14 protein-coding genes are annotated in these 15,095 nt (G+C 65.5%); 7 read left to right on the plus strand and 7 right to left on the minus strand.

Features of this window, described 5'->3' with window-relative positions:
• Positions 1-11: 11 nt before the first annotated feature.
• The 6 genes from ISG32_RS03325 to ISG32_RS03350 are packed head-to-tail and all read left to right on the plus strand — an operon-like array spanning position 12 to position 6,060.
• Positions 12-674, plus strand: a complete 663-nt coding sequence (locus tag ISG32_RS03325; protein WP_194769567.1) for a class I SAM-dependent methyltransferase — start codon at positions 12-14, stop codon at positions 672-674.
• Complete coding sequence (locus tag ISG32_RS03330) at positions 671-1,702, plus strand: glycosyltransferase family 2 protein (protein ID WP_194769568.1); 1,032 nt, start codon at positions 671-673, stop codon at positions 1,700-1,702. Before ISG32_RS03325 ends, ISG32_RS03330 begins: the two co-directional genes overlap by 4 nt.
• Positions 1,699-2,427, plus strand: coding sequence for a class I SAM-dependent methyltransferase (locus tag ISG32_RS03335; RefSeq protein ID WP_194769569.1), 729 nt, complete (start codon positions 1,699-1,701; stop codon positions 2,425-2,427). Before ISG32_RS03330 ends, ISG32_RS03335 begins: the two co-directional genes overlap by 4 nt.
• An 11-nt stretch (positions 2,428-2,438) precedes the next feature.
• Entirely contained in the window at positions 2,439-3,614 is a 1,176-nt protein-coding gene (locus tag ISG32_RS03340) for a DegT/DnrJ/EryC1/StrS family aminotransferase (protein WP_194769570.1), read from the plus strand.
• Complete coding sequence (locus ISG32_RS03345; protein WP_323745886.1) at positions 3,611-4,222, plus strand: sugar transferase; 612 nt, start codon at positions 3,611-3,613, stop codon at positions 4,220-4,222. The genes ISG32_RS03340 and ISG32_RS03345 overlap by 4 nt, the downstream gene beginning before the upstream one ends.
• Positions 4,219-6,060: a polysaccharide biosynthesis protein gene (locus ISG32_RS03350; RefSeq protein WP_194769571.1), complete on the plus strand. Its 1,842-nt coding sequence runs from the start codon at positions 4,219-4,221 to the stop codon at positions 6,058-6,060. The genes ISG32_RS03345 and ISG32_RS03350 overlap by 4 nt, the downstream gene beginning before the upstream one ends.
• Before the next feature lie 38 nt (positions 6,061-6,098).
• Here ISG32_RS03350 and ISG32_RS03355 read toward each other — a convergent pair whose 3' ends face one another.
• Complete coding sequence (locus ISG32_RS03355; RefSeq protein ID WP_194769572.1) at positions 6,099-6,740, minus strand: LON peptidase substrate-binding domain-containing protein; 642 nt, start codon at positions 6,738-6,740, stop codon at positions 6,099-6,101.
• An 85-nt stretch (positions 6,741-6,825) separates the two neighbouring features.
• On the opposite strand from ISG32_RS03355, the gene ISG32_RS03360 reads away from it, so the two are divergent.
• A complete protein-coding gene (locus ISG32_RS03360) occupies positions 6,826-7,386 on the plus strand; it encodes a YggT family protein (protein WP_194769573.1) in 561 nt (186 codons plus the stop codon).
• Positions 7,387-7,460: 74 nt separating this feature from the next.
• Here the strand turns inward: ISG32_RS03360 and accD are convergent, their stop codons facing one another.
• The 6 genes from accD to ISG32_RS03390 all read right to left on the minus strand — a co-directional run bounded on the left by accD (position 7,461) and on the right by ISG32_RS03390 (position 14,871).
• Complete coding sequence (accD, locus tag ISG32_RS03365) at positions 7,461-8,333, minus strand: acetyl-CoA carboxylase, carboxyltransferase subunit beta (protein WP_194769574.1); 873 nt, start codon at positions 8,331-8,333, stop codon at positions 7,461-7,463.
• 75 nt (positions 8,334-8,408) lie between these two features.
• The gene (gene trpA, locus ISG32_RS03370) at positions 8,409-9,218 is read right to left on the minus strand and encodes a tryptophan synthase subunit alpha (protein ID WP_194769575.1); all 810 of its coding nucleotides are present in this window, start codon (positions 9,216-9,218) and stop codon (positions 8,409-8,411) included.
• A complete protein-coding gene (trpB, locus tag ISG32_RS03375; RefSeq protein WP_194769576.1) occupies positions 9,215-10,483 on the minus strand; it encodes a tryptophan synthase subunit beta in 1,269 nt (422 codons plus the stop codon). The genes trpA and trpB overlap by 4 nt, the downstream gene beginning before the upstream one ends.
• A gap of 14 nt (positions 10,484-10,497) precedes the next feature.
• Positions 10,498-11,241, minus strand: coding sequence for a phosphoribosylanthranilate isomerase (locus ISG32_RS03380; protein WP_194769577.1), 744 nt, complete (start codon positions 11,239-11,241; stop codon positions 10,498-10,500).
• Positions 11,242-11,288: 47 nt separating this feature from the next.
• A complete protein-coding gene (gene truA, locus ISG32_RS03385; RefSeq protein ID WP_194769578.1) occupies positions 11,289-12,125 on the minus strand; it encodes a tRNA pseudouridine(38-40) synthase TruA in 837 nt (278 codons plus the stop codon).
• A 64-nt stretch (positions 12,126-12,189) separates the two neighbouring features.
• Positions 12,190-14,871 carry a FimV/HubP family polar landmark protein gene (locus ISG32_RS03390; RefSeq protein ID WP_194769579.1) on the minus strand — a complete coding sequence of 894 codons (2,682 nt, stop codon included), beginning with the start codon at positions 14,869-14,871 and terminating at the stop codon, positions 12,190-12,192.
• Positions 14,872-15,095: the final 224 nt, after the last annotated feature.

Here is a 15,095-nt window from a genome sequence, read left to right on the forward strand (position 1 = left end):
AACGGGAATCTATGAGCAGACAAGGCAAGGTGGGCGCAGAACGTGAAGCGTCGCTTTCGCGTTCGCACTACACGGACGACAGCAACTTCACGCCCGAGCATCTGTACTCCATGTCGTACCAGATCCGGCAGATCCGCAGTTTCCGGCCGCGGCGCGTGCTGGAGATCGGCATCGGCAACGGCTTTGTCTCGACCTTTCTGCGCCAGGCCGGCATCGAGGTGGTGACCGCCGACATCAATCCTGCGCTCAAGCCTGACGTGTGCGCACCGCTCCATGAGCTGCCAAAGATTCTGGCTGGCGAGCAGTTCGACGTGGTCTCGTGCTGCGAGGTGCTCGAGCACATGCCGTTCGATCAGTTCGGCGCCAACCTCGACGCGATTCGCGGCCTTGCGCCCGAGGCCTTCATTTCGCTGCCGGGACATTTCCCGTGGGCCGGCTTCATGGGGCGCTTCGGCATCCACAACCGCTTCATCGACCTGTCGATCGGCGTGCGCATTCCCTGCCGCCGCCGTCTGACGGACGGGCATTTCTGGGAGATCGCTTCCGAGTGGCAGACCCGCCGCTCGGCGCTGGTCGGCCACATGCGCGAGCGCTTCGCCAAGGTGGACAGCGGCGTGTTTCCCATGCATCGCTACCACTATTATTTCCGCTGCTCCGACAAGGAGGGCGCGTGAATTTGCAGCCCGGCATTCCGCAACTGCTGTCGGTGATCGCGCCATGCCGCAACGAGCGCGATCACATCGTCGCCTTCTGCGCCAATGTGGCGGCCATGCAGCTGCCGCAGGGCTGGCGGATCGAGGTGCTGATCGCCGATGGGGCCAGCGATGACGGCACGCGTGAGCTGCTCGGCGACTGGTGCGCGAAGGACGCCCGATATCTGATGATCGACAACCCGCAGCGCATCGTCTCGCCGGGTCTCAACCACTGCATCGCGCAGTCGCGCGGCGAGATCATCGTGCGGCTCGACATCCACAGCGAATACGCGAGCGACTATTTCGTGCAGTGCGTGAACACCCTTGCTCGCACCGGCGCGGACAACGTCGGCGGCGCATGGCATGCGGAAGGCCGCACGGCCATGCAGAAGGCGGTGGCGGCCGCCTTTCAGTCGCCCTGGGTGGCGGGGGGCGCGCTGTCGCGCAACCTGGATTACGAAGGCGAGGTGGACACCGTCTATCTCGGCTGCTGGCCGCGTGCCACCTTCGCGAAGGTGGGCGGTTTTGACGAGCAACTGGTGCGCAATCAGGACGACGAGCACAACCTGCGGCTCAAGAAAAACGGCTGCCGCATCTGGCAGAGCAAGACCATCCGCTCGACCTACTTTCCGCGCGGCAAGCTCGCGCAGGTGTTCAAGCAGTATTCGCAATACGGGTACTGGAAGCCGTTCGTCATGAAAAAGCACGGGCAGGCGGCGGCGCTACGGCATCTGGTGCCTGCTGCGTTTGTTATCGCGCTCGTGGTGGCGCTGGTGTTGGCGTTCACGGTGTCTGCATCGCCACTCGCGCTGCTGGTGGCGGCCTACGCGGGCCTGTTGATGCTCGCGCTGTGGGGCATGCGAACCCAACTTGAGCCCGGCATGGCGACGCGCGTCATCGGCGTCATCGCCGCCTATCACTTCGGCTACGGCTGGGGATCGCTTTGTGGCTGGCGCGACGTGCTGCTCGGGCGCGGTCCGCAGCCGCAGTGGGGAGCGCTCACGCGATGAACGACGAACAGGCGACACCCACCACGTCAGCGCGCGAAGCCGAGAGCGTGCGCGACCGCTACGCGCGCCGCGACGGCGCACGCGACGCGAGCCGCTACAGCCTGAGCGATCCTTATGCACTGGCCGCCTGGCAGGAGCGCCAACGCACGATGCTGCGCATGCTCGCCGCAGCGGGACTGAGCGACTGGGGTGCGCTCGATGTGCTGGATGTGGGCTGCGGCAGCGGTGGCAATCTGCTGGATCTGCTGCGTCTGGGCGTTGCGCCGGAACGCCTGCAGGGCATAGAGCTGCTCGCGGAACGCGCCGAGGCGGCGCGCGCGGTGTTGCCCGCAAGCTGCCGCGTCTGGAACGCCGATGCGCTGACGCTTTCCATTCCCGCGCAGAGCCAGGATGTGATCGTGCTGTTCACGGTGTTCTCGTCGATTCTTTCCGATGCGGTGCAGCAGCAGATCGCCGATCAAGTGTGGCGCTGGCTCAAGCCCGGTGGGGCGGTGCTCTGGCACGATTTTGTCTACGACAATCCACGCAATCCGGATGTGCGCGCGGTGCCGCTCCAGCGCGTGCGCGCATTGTTTCCCGAAGCGCGCATGCGCAGCGAACGCGTCACGCTGGCGCCGCCGCTTGGCCGTGCCGCCTGCCGGGTGAGCCCTGCGCTGTATCCCTTGTTGAACACCATTGCGTTGCTGCGCACGCATGTGCTGTGCACGCTCGCCAAACCTTTGTGATGAAGACTCCGATGACCGAACCTCAAACCCTGCTGCCGTTTGCCCTGCCCGACGTGGGCGAGGAGGAGATCGCCGAGGTCGTGGACACGCTGCGTTCCGGCTGGCTCACCACGGGGCCCAAGACCAGACGCTTCGAGCAGGCGTTCGCTGAGTTTCTCGGCGACGCGTCGCTGGAGACCGTGGCGGTGAACTCCGCGACGGCGGGCCTGCATCTGGCGCTCGAGGCTGCAGGCGTCGGTCCCGGCGACGAGGTGATCACGACCACCCACACCTTCACCGCCAGCGCCGAGGTGATCCGCTATCTCGGGGCCGATCCGGTGCTGGTGGACATCGAGGAGCACAGCCTTTGCATCGATCCGCGCGAGATCGAGAAGCACATCACCGCGCGCACCAAGGCCATCATCCCGGTGCACTTCGGCGGGCGCAGCGCCGACATGACGGCGATTCTTGACATCGCCGGGCGCCATGGGCTCAAGGTGATCGAGGACGCCGCCCACGCGCTGCCGTGCACGCATCGCGGCGCGATGATCGGCACACTCGCGAGCGACGCGACGGTGTTCAGCTTCTACGCGAACAAGACCATGACGACCGGCGAGGGCGGCATGCTGGTCACCCGTGATGCGGCGCTGGCCAAGCGCGCGCGCACCATGCGTCTGCACGGCATCGACCGCGACGCGTTCGCGCGCTTCAACTCCACGGTGCCCGCATGGCGCTACGACATCGTCGCCCCGGGCTTCAAATACAACATGACGGACATTGCGGCCGCCATCGGCCTCGTGCAGCTCAGGCGGGTGCGTGACATGCAGCAGCGCCGCGCGGAAATCGCGCGCCAGTTCGATGCCGCATTCGCATCGATGAACGTCGTGCGGCCACCGCAGGCGGAAAGCGGTGACGTGCATTCGTGGCATCTCTATCCGATCCTCGTGCCCGAGGGCGTGGACCGCGACGCCTTCATCGAGCGCATGTTCGAGCAGGGCATCGGCATGAGCGTGCATTACATACCGCTGCACCAACAGAGCTACTGGCGCGAGTCGTGCAAGCTCGACGCGAAGGACTTTCCGGTGAGCCAGGCGGTCTATGAACGCACGGCGTCGCTGCCGATCTACACGCGCATGACGGACGCCGATGTGCAGCGGGTGATCGCGGCTGTGCAGGTCGCATTGCGCTTTGCGCTGGAGACGCGGTGAGCGCCAAGCGGGTCATGGATGTGCTGGGCGCGTCGCTCGGATTGCTGGTGTTCTCGCCGTTGCTCGTGGGCTGCGCCATCGCCGTCAAGCTGGACTCGCCCGGGCCGCTGCTGTTCCGGCAGGAGCGCGTGGGGCGGCATGGAGTGCCGTTTCGCATCCGCAAGTTCCGAACCATGCGGGTGACCGATGGTTCGGGGCCGCAGGTCACGGCGGCGGGCGATGCGCGCATCACCGCGGTAGGACGGCTGCTCCGGCGCAGCAAGCTGGACGAGCTGCCGCAGCTCATCGACGTGCTTGTGGGTAACATGAGCCTCGTGGGGCCGAGGCCGGAGGTGCCGCGCTACATGGCGCAGTATCCGCAGGCCGCGCGCGAGCGGATTCTGTCGGTGCGCCCCGGCATCACCGACAACGCGGCGATCGCGTTTCGGGATGAGGAGCGCATGCTGGCGGCCAGCGGCGATGTCGAGCGCACTTACGTCGAGGAGATCATGCCGATCAAGCAGCGCTTCTATCTTGAGTATGTGACGCATCAGAGCGTGGCGGGTGATCTGGCGATCCTCGCGCGCACGGTTTGGGCCATTGTGGGACCGCAAAGGCGGCAATCATGAGTGTGAATGGAATTCATTGGAGTCGCGACAAGGTCTTGTTCGCGCTGGCGGACATCGTCATGGTGGCGCTCGCCTGGGGCATCGCGTTCTGGCTGCGCTTCAATTTCGAGCTGCCGGCCGAGTACCGCACGATGGCGTTTGACACCATGCCATGGGCCGTCGGCTGCATGGTGGCGGGCCTGGCCGTGGCGCGCGTGCAGCGGCAGGCGTGGCGCTACGTGGGGCTCGCGGATCTGCGCCAGCTCGCATGGGGCGTGCTGCTCGGCGTGCTCGCGACGGTGGCCTGCGTGATGGTGCTGCGCTACCCGGGCTTTGCGCGTTCGGTGTTTCCGATCTTCGGGCTGCTGGTGCTCGCGATGCTGGCTGGCGCGCGCGCGACCTGGCGCTCCATCGCCGAGCAGCGGCATGCGCGCGGCGGTGCCGGCGGGCAGTCTTCGCTGATCATCGCGGGCACGCTGGAGGAGGCGGATCAGGCGCTGCGTACGCTCAAGGGATCGCAGGCCTGGCAGGTCGTCGGCATCGTCTCGCCGCGCGATCAGGATGTGAGCCAGAGCCTGCAGAACGTGAGCGTGCTCGGCACGATCAGTCAGCTCGGCAACATCGCTGAGGCGCATGGCGTGCATTCCGTGCTGCTGGCGAGCGCGCCCGGCTCGGCGCTGCGGCGCGAGGTGCTGCTGCGCTGGTCGGGCTCGCAGATCAATCTGCTGACCATGCCGACGGCCGACCATTGGCTCAATACGCCCGCGACCGATCTCCGGCAGGTCGATCTGGAAGACCTGCTCGGACGCACGCCCGTGGCGCTGGATGCGGGCGATCTGGCCGAGTGGCTCTCGGGCCAGACGGTGATGATCACCGGCGCGGGCGGCTCCATCGGCTCGGAGCTTTGCAGACAGGTGGCACGCTTCGGGGTATCGCGCCTCGTGTGCGTGGACGTGTCGGAGGCGGCCATCTACACGCTCGAGCAGGAGCTGCGCATCGCGCATCCCGAGATGCTTGGCAACTATTACACGGCCAATGTGCGCGAGCATGAGCGCATTCTGGCGATTGCCCAGAAGCACCATCCGGTGGTGATCTTCCACGCGGCGGCCTACAAGCACGTGCCTCTCATGGAAGAGAGCAACGAGGTCGAGGCGCTGCGCACCAATGTGCTGGGTACGCTCAACGTGGCGCGCGTGGCGGGCGAGTGCGGGGCGCAGCGCTTCGTGCTGGTCTCCACCGACAAGGCCGTGAATCCCACGAGCATCATGGGCGCGAGCAAGCGGCTTGCGGAGCGCGTGGTGCAGGCGATGGCGGGTCGTTATCCGACCACCGAATACGTCGCGGTGCGCTTTGGCAATGTGCTGGGCTCCAGCGGATCGGTCGTGCCGCTGTTCACCTCGCAGATCGCGCGTGGCGGGCCGGTGACGGTGACGCACCCGGACATCGTGCGCTACTTCATGACCATTCCCGAGGCCGCGCAGCTCGTGGTGCAGGCCGGTCGTCTGGGGCAGTCGGGGCAGATCTATGTGCTCGACATGGGCGAGCCGGTGAAGATCGTCGAGCTCGCGCGTCTGCTGATCCGTCTTTCGGGTCGCACCGAGACCGAGGTTCCCATCGTGTTCACCGGTCTGCGACCTGGCGAGAAGCTGTTCGAGGAGTGGCTCGCCAACGACGAGACTACCTCGGCCACCAGCCATCCGCAATTGCGCGTGGTGCATCAGACGGCGGTCGTGCTGTCTCTCGGCGAGCTTGAGCGACTGCACGCATGGATCGAAGAGTTGGGCCCGGCACCAGCACCCAACGTGCTGCGCAGCGGCCTGCACGGCTATGTGCAGGAGTACCGGGTGCGCGGAGCCTGAGCGACGGCCAAGCGGAGGCAGGGCCGTGCGGAAGAGCGTCAGCGCGAGATGCCGGTCTTCTCGAGCACGTCGCTCACGAGCTCGAGTCGTGCGAGCGGATTGTCCAGCGACATCATGCGCTGCTTGAGTTCGAGCGGCATCGGCAGCAGCTCGCACCAGCGGTTGGAGACCCATGCGCAGTCGTCGAGCTGTGCGGCAGTCGGCGTGGCCAGCGGCACGGACACCGCTTCCGGTGAGCGCTCGCGCAGCGACTGCAGGGCGTTGGCGAGCAGGTCGGCGCAGCTTTTCAGTTCATCGGGCACGGCCACGATCTGATCGGCCGGAATCATCGTCACATCCGCCACCCAGAGACCATGGCCGAGCAGGCGCTGGTTGTCGATGTGAAAGCGCTCGCTTCCCTTGCAGCGCACCGCGAGCAGTCCCGCCTGCGGAGTCAGCAGCTCCTCGATGTTGGCGAGCGTGCCGACGCTGTAGAGCTGCTCCTGCGGCGCGCCCGCGCGGCGGACTTCAGTGCCGCTTTCCAGGGCCACCACGCCGAAGGGCGCACCCGCCTGATGGCACTTGCGCACCATGTCGAGGTAGCGCACCTCGAACACGCGCAGCGACAGTTCGCCATCGGGGAACAGCACGGTGCCAAGCGGAAACAAGGGCAGGGAAGACAGTGTCAATTGTTGGGGCATGAGACGTAGGTGGCGATCTGCATCGCTATCATCCCACGTTGCGTGCGTTCATTCGGAGGCGCATGCGGAATTAGTTTTGATCACCATGATTTTTCAGATCGTCTCCCTGTTGCTGGACATCGCCTGCGGGCTGTTCACCGCTGCCTGTCTGCTGCGCCTGTACATGCAGATGCAGCGCATTTCCTTCGCCAATCCGGTGGGGCAGCTCGTGTTCGCGTTGACGGACTGGCTGGTGATTCCGCTGCGCAAGTTAGTTCCATCGGCCGGGCGCTGGGATCTGTCGTGCCTGATCGGGGCGTTTCTCGGTCAGCTGGCGCAGTACCTGATCCTGTCGCTGTTCGTGGGGGCGGGGGCCGCCTTTGCGTTCGCTCCGCTGATGGCGGTGTTCGGCGTGGCGCGGGCCGCCGTGTCGGGAATGATGGGGCTGGTCATCATCAACGCGATCCTGTCGTGGGTGCAGTCGCGTTCGCCGATCACGACCGTCCTCGAACGACTGTGCGAGCCGGTGCTCAGGCCGATTCGCCGCGTCGTGCCGCTCTTGGGAGGCATCGACTTTTCACCGCTCGTCGCGCTGGTCGTGCTTCAGGTCCTGATGATCGTGCTTCAGCATCTGCAGGCCAGCGTCCTGAGCATCGCTGCGGCCTGATTCTGGGGCAATGAAAAACCGCCAGCTCCCTGTGGAAGCTGGCGGTTTCTTTTTTGGAAACTCGCTGTGCGGGGTCAGGCCACGGAGTCGGCAGGCAGGCGCTGCAGCATCGCGAGGGACTGGGCGATGGTCTGGCGCAGTTCGCGGCGGTCGCAGATGAAGTCGACGGCGCCCTTGGTCTGCAGGAATTCTGCGCGCTGGAAGCCTTCCGGCAGTTTCACGCGCACCGTGGATTCGATCACGCGCGGGCCGGCAAAGCCGATCAGGGCCTTGGGTTCGGCGATCACGATGTCGCCCACGAAGGCGAAACCTGCGGAGACGCCGCCCATGGTCGGGTCGGTCAGCACGCTGATGTAGGGCAGGCCCTTCTTGGCCAGACGGGTGAGCGAGGCATTGGTCTTGGCCATCTGCATGAGCGAAAGCAGGCCTTCCTGCATGCGCGCGCCGCCGGTGGCGGTGAAGCAGATGAAGGGGACCTTCTGTTCGATGGCGGTTTCGACGCCGCGCACGAAGCGCTCGCCGACCACGGAGCCCATCGAGCCCCCCATGAATTCGAATTCGAAGCAGGCCGCGACGACGTTGATGCTCTTGACCGCGCCGCCCATGACGACGAGCGCATCGGTCTCGCCGGTGTGCTCAAGGGCCTCTTTCAGGCGCTCGGGGTATTTGCGGCTGTCCTTGAACTTGAGCGGATCGACCGGCAGCACTTCCTGGCCGAGTTCATAGCGGCCTTCCGGATCGAGGAAGGCGTCCAGGCGGGCGCGCGCACTGATGCGGTGGTGGTGACCGCAGGTGGGGCAGACCATCTGGTTGTGCTCCAGATCGTTTTTGTAGAGCACGGATTCGCAGCTGGGGCACTTGATCCAGAGGCCTTCGGGCATCTGGCGGCGTTCAGCGGGATCCGTCTGCTGAATCTTGGAAGGCAGCAGTTTTTCGAGCCAGGACATAGGTTTCCTTTCCAATACGCAAGCGCCTCAGTCCATTTCATTTTGTGAAATGTGGAGCGAGGCGCAATTGCGGGATTATGCGTCCATTGCCTTGCGCACGCCGCGCAGGAAATCGACCGTCAGGGGAATGATCTTCTCGTGGGGCTGGTCTTCGAGCAGCTGGATGATCTTGCTGCCGATGATGACCGCGTCGGAGAACTTGGCGATGGTCGCCGCCGTCTGCGCGTCGCGGATACCGAAGCCCACGCCCACGGGGACCTTCACGTGTTCGCGGATCTTGGGCAGCATCGCCTCGACGGCCGAGGTGTCGAGCGCGCCCGAGCCCGTCACGCCCTTGAGCGACACGTAGTACACATAGCCGGTCGCGATGTCCGCGACCTGCTGCATGCGCTGGGGCGTGCTGGTGGGGGCGAGCAGGAAGATCAGATCCATGTTCTTCGCGCGCAGCTTGGCGGCGAAATCGGTGGCTTCCTCCGGCGGATAGTCGACGATCAGCACGCCGTCGACACCGGCCTCTGCCGCGTCGTTCACGAAGGCATCGGCGCCGTGGCTCTGGTCGTAGCGTTCCACCGGATTGGCGTAGCCCATCAGCACCACGGGCGTGGTCTGGTTCTTCTGGCGGAACTCGCGCACATGGGCGAGCACCTGCTTGAGGTTCACGCCGTTGGCGATGGCGCGGTCACCGGCCTTCTGGATCACCGGGCCATCGGCCATGGGATCGGAGAACGGCACGCCGAGCTCGATCACGTCGGCACCGCCTTCGACCATGCCGTGCATCAGCGAGGGCGTGATCTGGGCGAATGGATAGCCGGCGGTGACGTAGGGAATCAGGGCCGAGCGGCCTTCGGATTTGAGTTTCTTGAATGTGTCGTCAATGCGGCTCATGCTGCAGGACCTCCCTTGACTGTGTGGCCGCGCATGCTGGGGCGGTCGTAGTATTCGCCGCCGCTCAGATCCGCCACGGTGCCGATGTCCTTGTCGCCGCGGCCCGACAGGCACACGAGGATGGACTGGTCCTTGCGCATTTCCTTGGCGAGCTTCATCGCATAGGCGAAGGCGTGGCTCGATTCGAGCGCGGGAATGATGCCTTCGGTACGGCACAGGTAGTGGAAGGCGTCGAGCGCTTCCTTGTCGGTGATGCCGACGTACTGCGCGCGCTTGATTTCCTGGAGCCAGGCGTGTTCGGGGCCGACGCCGGGGTAGTCCAGACCCGCGCTGATGCTGTGGGTCTCGGTGATCTGGCCGTTCTGGTCCTGCAGGATGAAGGTGCGGTTGCCATGCAGCACGCCCGACGAGCCTCGCTGCAGCGAGGCGGAATGCTTGCCACTGTCGAGGCCTTCGCCGGCCGCCTCAACGCCGATCAGGCGCGTCTTCTCGTGCGGAATGTAGGGGTAGAAGATGCCCATGGCGTTGCTGCCGCCGCCCACGCAGGCGACGACGGCGTCAGGCTGCTCGGCCGCGATCTTCTGGTCCCTGAGCATCTCGGGCATCTGCGTGAGGCATTCGTTGCCGATCACGCTCTGGAAGTCGCGCACCATCATCGGATAGGGGTGCGGACCGGCCACGGTGCCGATGATGTAGAAGGTGTTGTCGACGTTGGCGACCCAGTCGCGCATGGCCTCGTTGAGCGCGTCCTTGAGCGTCTTGCTGCCCGATTCGACCGGGATGACGGTCGCGCCCAGCAGCTTCATGCGGTAGACGTTGGGGCTCTGGCGCTTCACGTCTTCGGCACCCATGTAGACCACGCATTCGAGGCCGTAGCGCGCGCAGATGGTGGCCGTGGCCACGCCGTGCTGGCCCGCGCCGGTCTCGGCGATGATGCGCGGCTTGCCCATGCGCTTGGCGAGCATGGCTTGGCCGATCACGTTGTTGATCTTGTGCGCGCCGGTGTGGTTCAGGTCTTCGCGCTTCAGATAGATCTGCGCGCCGCCCATTTCCTCGCTGGTGCGGGCCGCGTGGTAGACGGGCGAGGGGCGGCCGACGAAGTGCGCCAGTTCATAGCGGAATTCCCTCAGGAACTCCGGGTCGTTCTGGTACTTGGCGTAGGCGTCGCGCAACTCGTTGATCGCGTGGGTCAGCGTTTCGCTGGCGAATGTGCCGCCATAGGGCCCGAAGTGGCCCAGTGCATCTGGGAAGTTGTATTGGGACATGGTCTGAGAATTCTTCAATCAGGCTTTGCTGCATCGGCCGCTCGGACGGCGGCGATGAAGCGATGGATTTTGTCGGCGTCCTTGATGCCCTTGAGCGTTCCGCCGCCGGGGGCATCGGCTTCGACGCCGGAGCTCACATCAACGGCCAGCGTCAGGCAACGCGGCCGCACCTGCAAGATGCCATCGGTCACGTTTGCAGGCGTGAGTCCACCAGACAAAACGAGATGAGAGGCTACGCTTGGTGGAAGGAGTGACCAATTGAATGTTTTGCCGCCGCCACCGAATCCGTCGACATGCGCGTCAAGGAGGATGGCCCGGGCTTGAGAGTGATCTTCCGCGTATTTTACGAGGTTGAACGAAGCCGCACCAGAGTCCAATGGAATTCGGGCCGCCCGCAGGTAGGGGCGACGGCCCTGGCCACTCGCGAGCCAGCAGTCCTGCGGCGTCTCGTCGCCGTGAAACTGCAGCATGGAGCCGGGAACCCGATCGGCGGCGGCGATGACTTCGTCGGCCGACGCGTTCACGAACAGCAGCACCGGCGTGACGAAAGGGGGTAGGCGGCGGGCCAGTTCGGCGGCGCGTTCCACCGAAACGGCGCGTGGACTCTTGGCATAGAGCACGAAGCCGATGGCGTCGGCGCCAGCCGCCACGGCGGCGTCGACGTCCTGCTCGCGCGTGAGACCGCAGATCTTGATGCGGGTGCGCGCGGCGGGGCTGGCGGAAACGGAGGGGTTCGAACCCTCGATGAGCTTGTCCATGGCAATGAGGCCGTCAGTGCGGGTGACGGGCTGGGGAGGGCTGGATTTCAGGGAAGCCAATCATACGCAGGAGCGTGCGTGGGCAATCCCCATTTTTCGTCGTAGACGGGGCCGAGAAAGTACAGGCCGTCGGGTGAGAACGTGGGGGCGGCGGCGTCGCGCGAGCGGGCGGCCAGCACGTCGATCATCCACTCAGGCTCCTTGTCCCCTCGGCCGACGGCGATCAGGCAGCCCATGATGTTTCGGATCATGTGGTGCAGGAACGCGTTGGCCTCGAACTCGAAGCGCCAGTAGCAGGGCGTGAAATGGTGCGGGGTGTTGCGCTCGTCCTCGATGCGGCCCGGCGTGGCGCCGCGTCGCGAGATGGTGATGCGCTGCATCGTCTTCACCGGCGACTTGGCCTGGCATGCCGACGCGCGCAGCGAGGTGAAATCATGCTCGCCAAGTAGATGGGATGCGGCGCGCTCCATGGCCTCGCCGTTCAAGGGGTGGAACACCCAGCCGACGCGGCCCGCCTCGACGCTGGGGCGCACGGGCGACTGCAGCAGCACATAGGCATAGCGCCGCGCCACGGCGCTTGCGCGCGCGTGGAATTCGTCGGGTACGGGCTGGGCCCATTGCACGGCGATGTCGGGTGGAAGAAAGGTGTTGGTGCCGCGCACCCACGAGAAAGGCGCGCGCTGCAGATCAGTGTCGAAATGGACGACCTGCATGACGCCGTGGACTCCCGTGTCGGTGCGACCCGCACAGAGAGTGGATATCTCATGAGTAGCAAAGCGGCCCAAGGCCGCTTCGAGGTGATCCTGTACGGTGTTGCCGGAGAGCTGGCTTTGCCAGCCGCTGTAGGCCTGCCCGTTGTAACTTACGCCCAATGCGATCCGCATCGAAACCTCCTTGTGAGGAGCGATTGGATCACACAGGGCGACCTTGCTCGCGCAGGAGTCAAAATCAACCCAGCTTGGAGAGCAGTTGCTGCGCGCGCAGCTTCAGCTCGCCGGAGGCTTCGGCGATCACTTCTTCCACGAGGGTGCGGGCACCTTCGCTGTCGCCGATGGCGTTGAACTCTTCGGCCAGGGCCAGCTTGGTGTTCAGCGGATCGTCGGGCAGCGAGCCACCGGACATCGTGCCCATCGGCGCGGGTGCGGTCGTCGGGTGCTGGGTACCGGTTGCACTGTTCAGGTCGAGCGAGATGCCGCCCAGATCGAACTCCAGCGGCTGGCGTGCCGTGGTCTCGACGTAGTTGGCGGATTCCGCGGCGGCTGCGGCTGCGCTGGCGGCGGGCTTGTTGAACGACAGGTCGTCCAGTTGGAAGTCCAGACCGTTCGACGCGGCTTCGGGAGCTGCAGCCGGGGGCGTGAAGACGGCCGGCGCGGTCGGTGTGTCGAGCGACAGCGATGGCAGCTCGAAATCAGGCAGCTTGGGCGCGGCGGTTGGTTCGAGCGGAGCCTGGGCCGAGGAGATCGGAGGGGTCCACTCGTGGTTCTGCGGCGCGGGGCTCGGGGTCGGGGAGCCGAGGTTCAGGTCGAGATCGAGGTCGTCCAGATTCGGTGCGGCCACAGGCGCGGGAGCGGGTGTGTGGAACTGCACGGGCAGGGTGCTTGGAGCGTCGAGCTCCGGCTCGGCCTTGGAGGCCGCAGCCATCGCTGCAGCGCCTGCTGCGGCCACGCCGGCGGCACCCGCCGCGCGAGCGACGGACTGCTGGTAGAACGGGTTTTCTGGATCCTGGGCACGGCCGAGTTCGGCGACGCGGGACCAGTCCACGCCCTGACCCTGGGTCAGAGCGAACAATTCACGGGCCTGGGCTTCCAGCGCCTTGCGGTCCTGGCGCTTGGCGTAGATTTCGGCCAGCTTCACATGCACGGAGGTGCGCTCAGGATTGACACGAGCGGCTTCGCGCAGGATTTCCTCGGCCTGCAGATCGCGGCCATAGGCGAGATACACGTCGGCTTCGGCGACGGGATCGACTTCACCCGCGTCCAGCTGACTGGGCGAGTAGGCGAGCGAGGAGGAGCCGGTGGACAGGCCGCTGTTGGCGGTGTCCACGCGCTGACCACCGCTGGCTCCGAAGAACGAGTCGGGCGCGAGGCTGCTGTCCATCATCGAGCTGTCGGATGGAGCAAGCGACGCGGCCTTGCGGCGTTGTGCGATCTTGTAGCCACCGAGACCCAGCAGGGCGAGCAGGGCGACGCCGAGGCCACCCAGCATGAGCGGGTCTTCGGTGAGGTTCTCGAAGAAGGTGGGCTCTGGCGGCGGAGGTGGTGGTGGCACGATGACGCGCTTCTTGGGCGCGGGTGCCGAGGCTGCCGAAGCGGCATCGGAGGCGGCTGCGACGGCGTCGCTGGCTGCCGTGACGGCCGAGCTCGCGGCGGTGACGGCTGCGGAGGCGGCGGAAGACGCTGCGTCGGCCGCTGCGGCGGGAGCCGCGGAGGTGCCTGCGCCGGGAACGGTTGCGGGCACGGTGGCCACGGCTGGCAGATCGGCAGGCTTGCTTGCGGTCGCTGCGGTCGTTCCCGCGGCTGCGCCGACCTTGTTCAGCTCCGAGATGTTCTTGGACAGCTCGGCCATGCGTTCGGCGTTCTGGCTCGACTGGCGATCCTGGGCGAGCTTCTCGTCCTTCTTCGCGGCCTGCACGCCACCCTTGGACAGCGTGAGCTTGTCGGACGAAGCCGTTGCGGGTTTCTGGTCGTCCACCTGAGTCTGCACCGAGCCCTTGGCGGCGCGTTGCGGCGACGCCACTTCGACGGACGGGGCGGCGGTCGCGAGGCGGCGACGGAATTCGTTGAAGTCGCGGCTCTGGGCGGCGATGATCTTCTTGGCTTCGCCAGCAGTCACGGCCTGAGCCTGCGACTCGGTCGGCATCTGCAGCACGGCGCCTGCGCGCAGGCGGTTCACGTTGCCGTTGATGAAGGCGTTCGGGTTGGCGCGCATCATCGCGACCAACATCTGGTCGAGCGACACGCCCGCAGGACGATGGGCTCCGGCGATGCGGCCAGCGGTCTCGCCGCTGCGCACGCGCACTTCTTCACCGCCGCCGGACGATTCGGCAGCCGGTGCGGGGGCAGGCGTCACGCGCTGCGTAGGCGCCTGGGCGCGGCGTTCCTGCACCTGTGGCAGGTTGCGCTGTGGAGGAACTGCGATGGGAGCGGATTCACTGCGGTCGGAGAAGCGCGAATCCTGCGAGTTGATCTGAGGTGCCGTGGTCTGCGGCGCGGCCGGGCGGCGCAGCTCCGGCGGGTCGAGCAGCATGGTGTAGCTGCGCACGATGTGGCCCGAAGCCCATGTCGCGTCGATCACGAGATCGACGAACGGATCGTTGATCGCCTTGGAGCTGCTCAGGCGCAGCACGCCCGTGCCGTCCGGGCGGCGTTGAAACTGGACGCGGATGTCGTTGACGGATGGCGTGTACTCGAGTCCCTGGGCTCGATAGACGTCAGGCGCGGCCGTGGAGGCCTTCAGCGACTCGGCTTCTGCCGCAGAGACCTGTGGCAGGTCGATTTCCGCTCGCAATGGCTCCCCCAGAGCGGACCGCACATGGATCTGGCCCAGTGCCAAGGCGTGAACATCGGCTGTGAACAGGCCGGTGGATACGATGGCAGCAGCCGCCAAAACAGAAAATTTCCAGCGATGCATGTGTGCAACTTATTGATGATTTATTGGGCTTTGAGATGACGCAATAGGTTTTCTTTTGGTGTCATCCACTACGGGTCGTGAAAATATGTAAAAGCACCATAGCATCAATGTTTTGCACTGACAAGCTGATGCGACACTCCAACTTAACTCTCCCCTCGTTTGGTAGAGAAGCTCTATTTCATATGTTGGTATTGGACAACGGCCTGTCGCAAATTGTATCTGCA

Origin of the sequence: Diaphorobacter caeni, from assembly GCF_015354245.1 — a bacterium.
GTDB lineage: Bacteria > Pseudomonadota > Gammaproteobacteria > Burkholderiales > Burkholderiaceae_C > Diaphorobacter_A > Diaphorobacter_A caeni.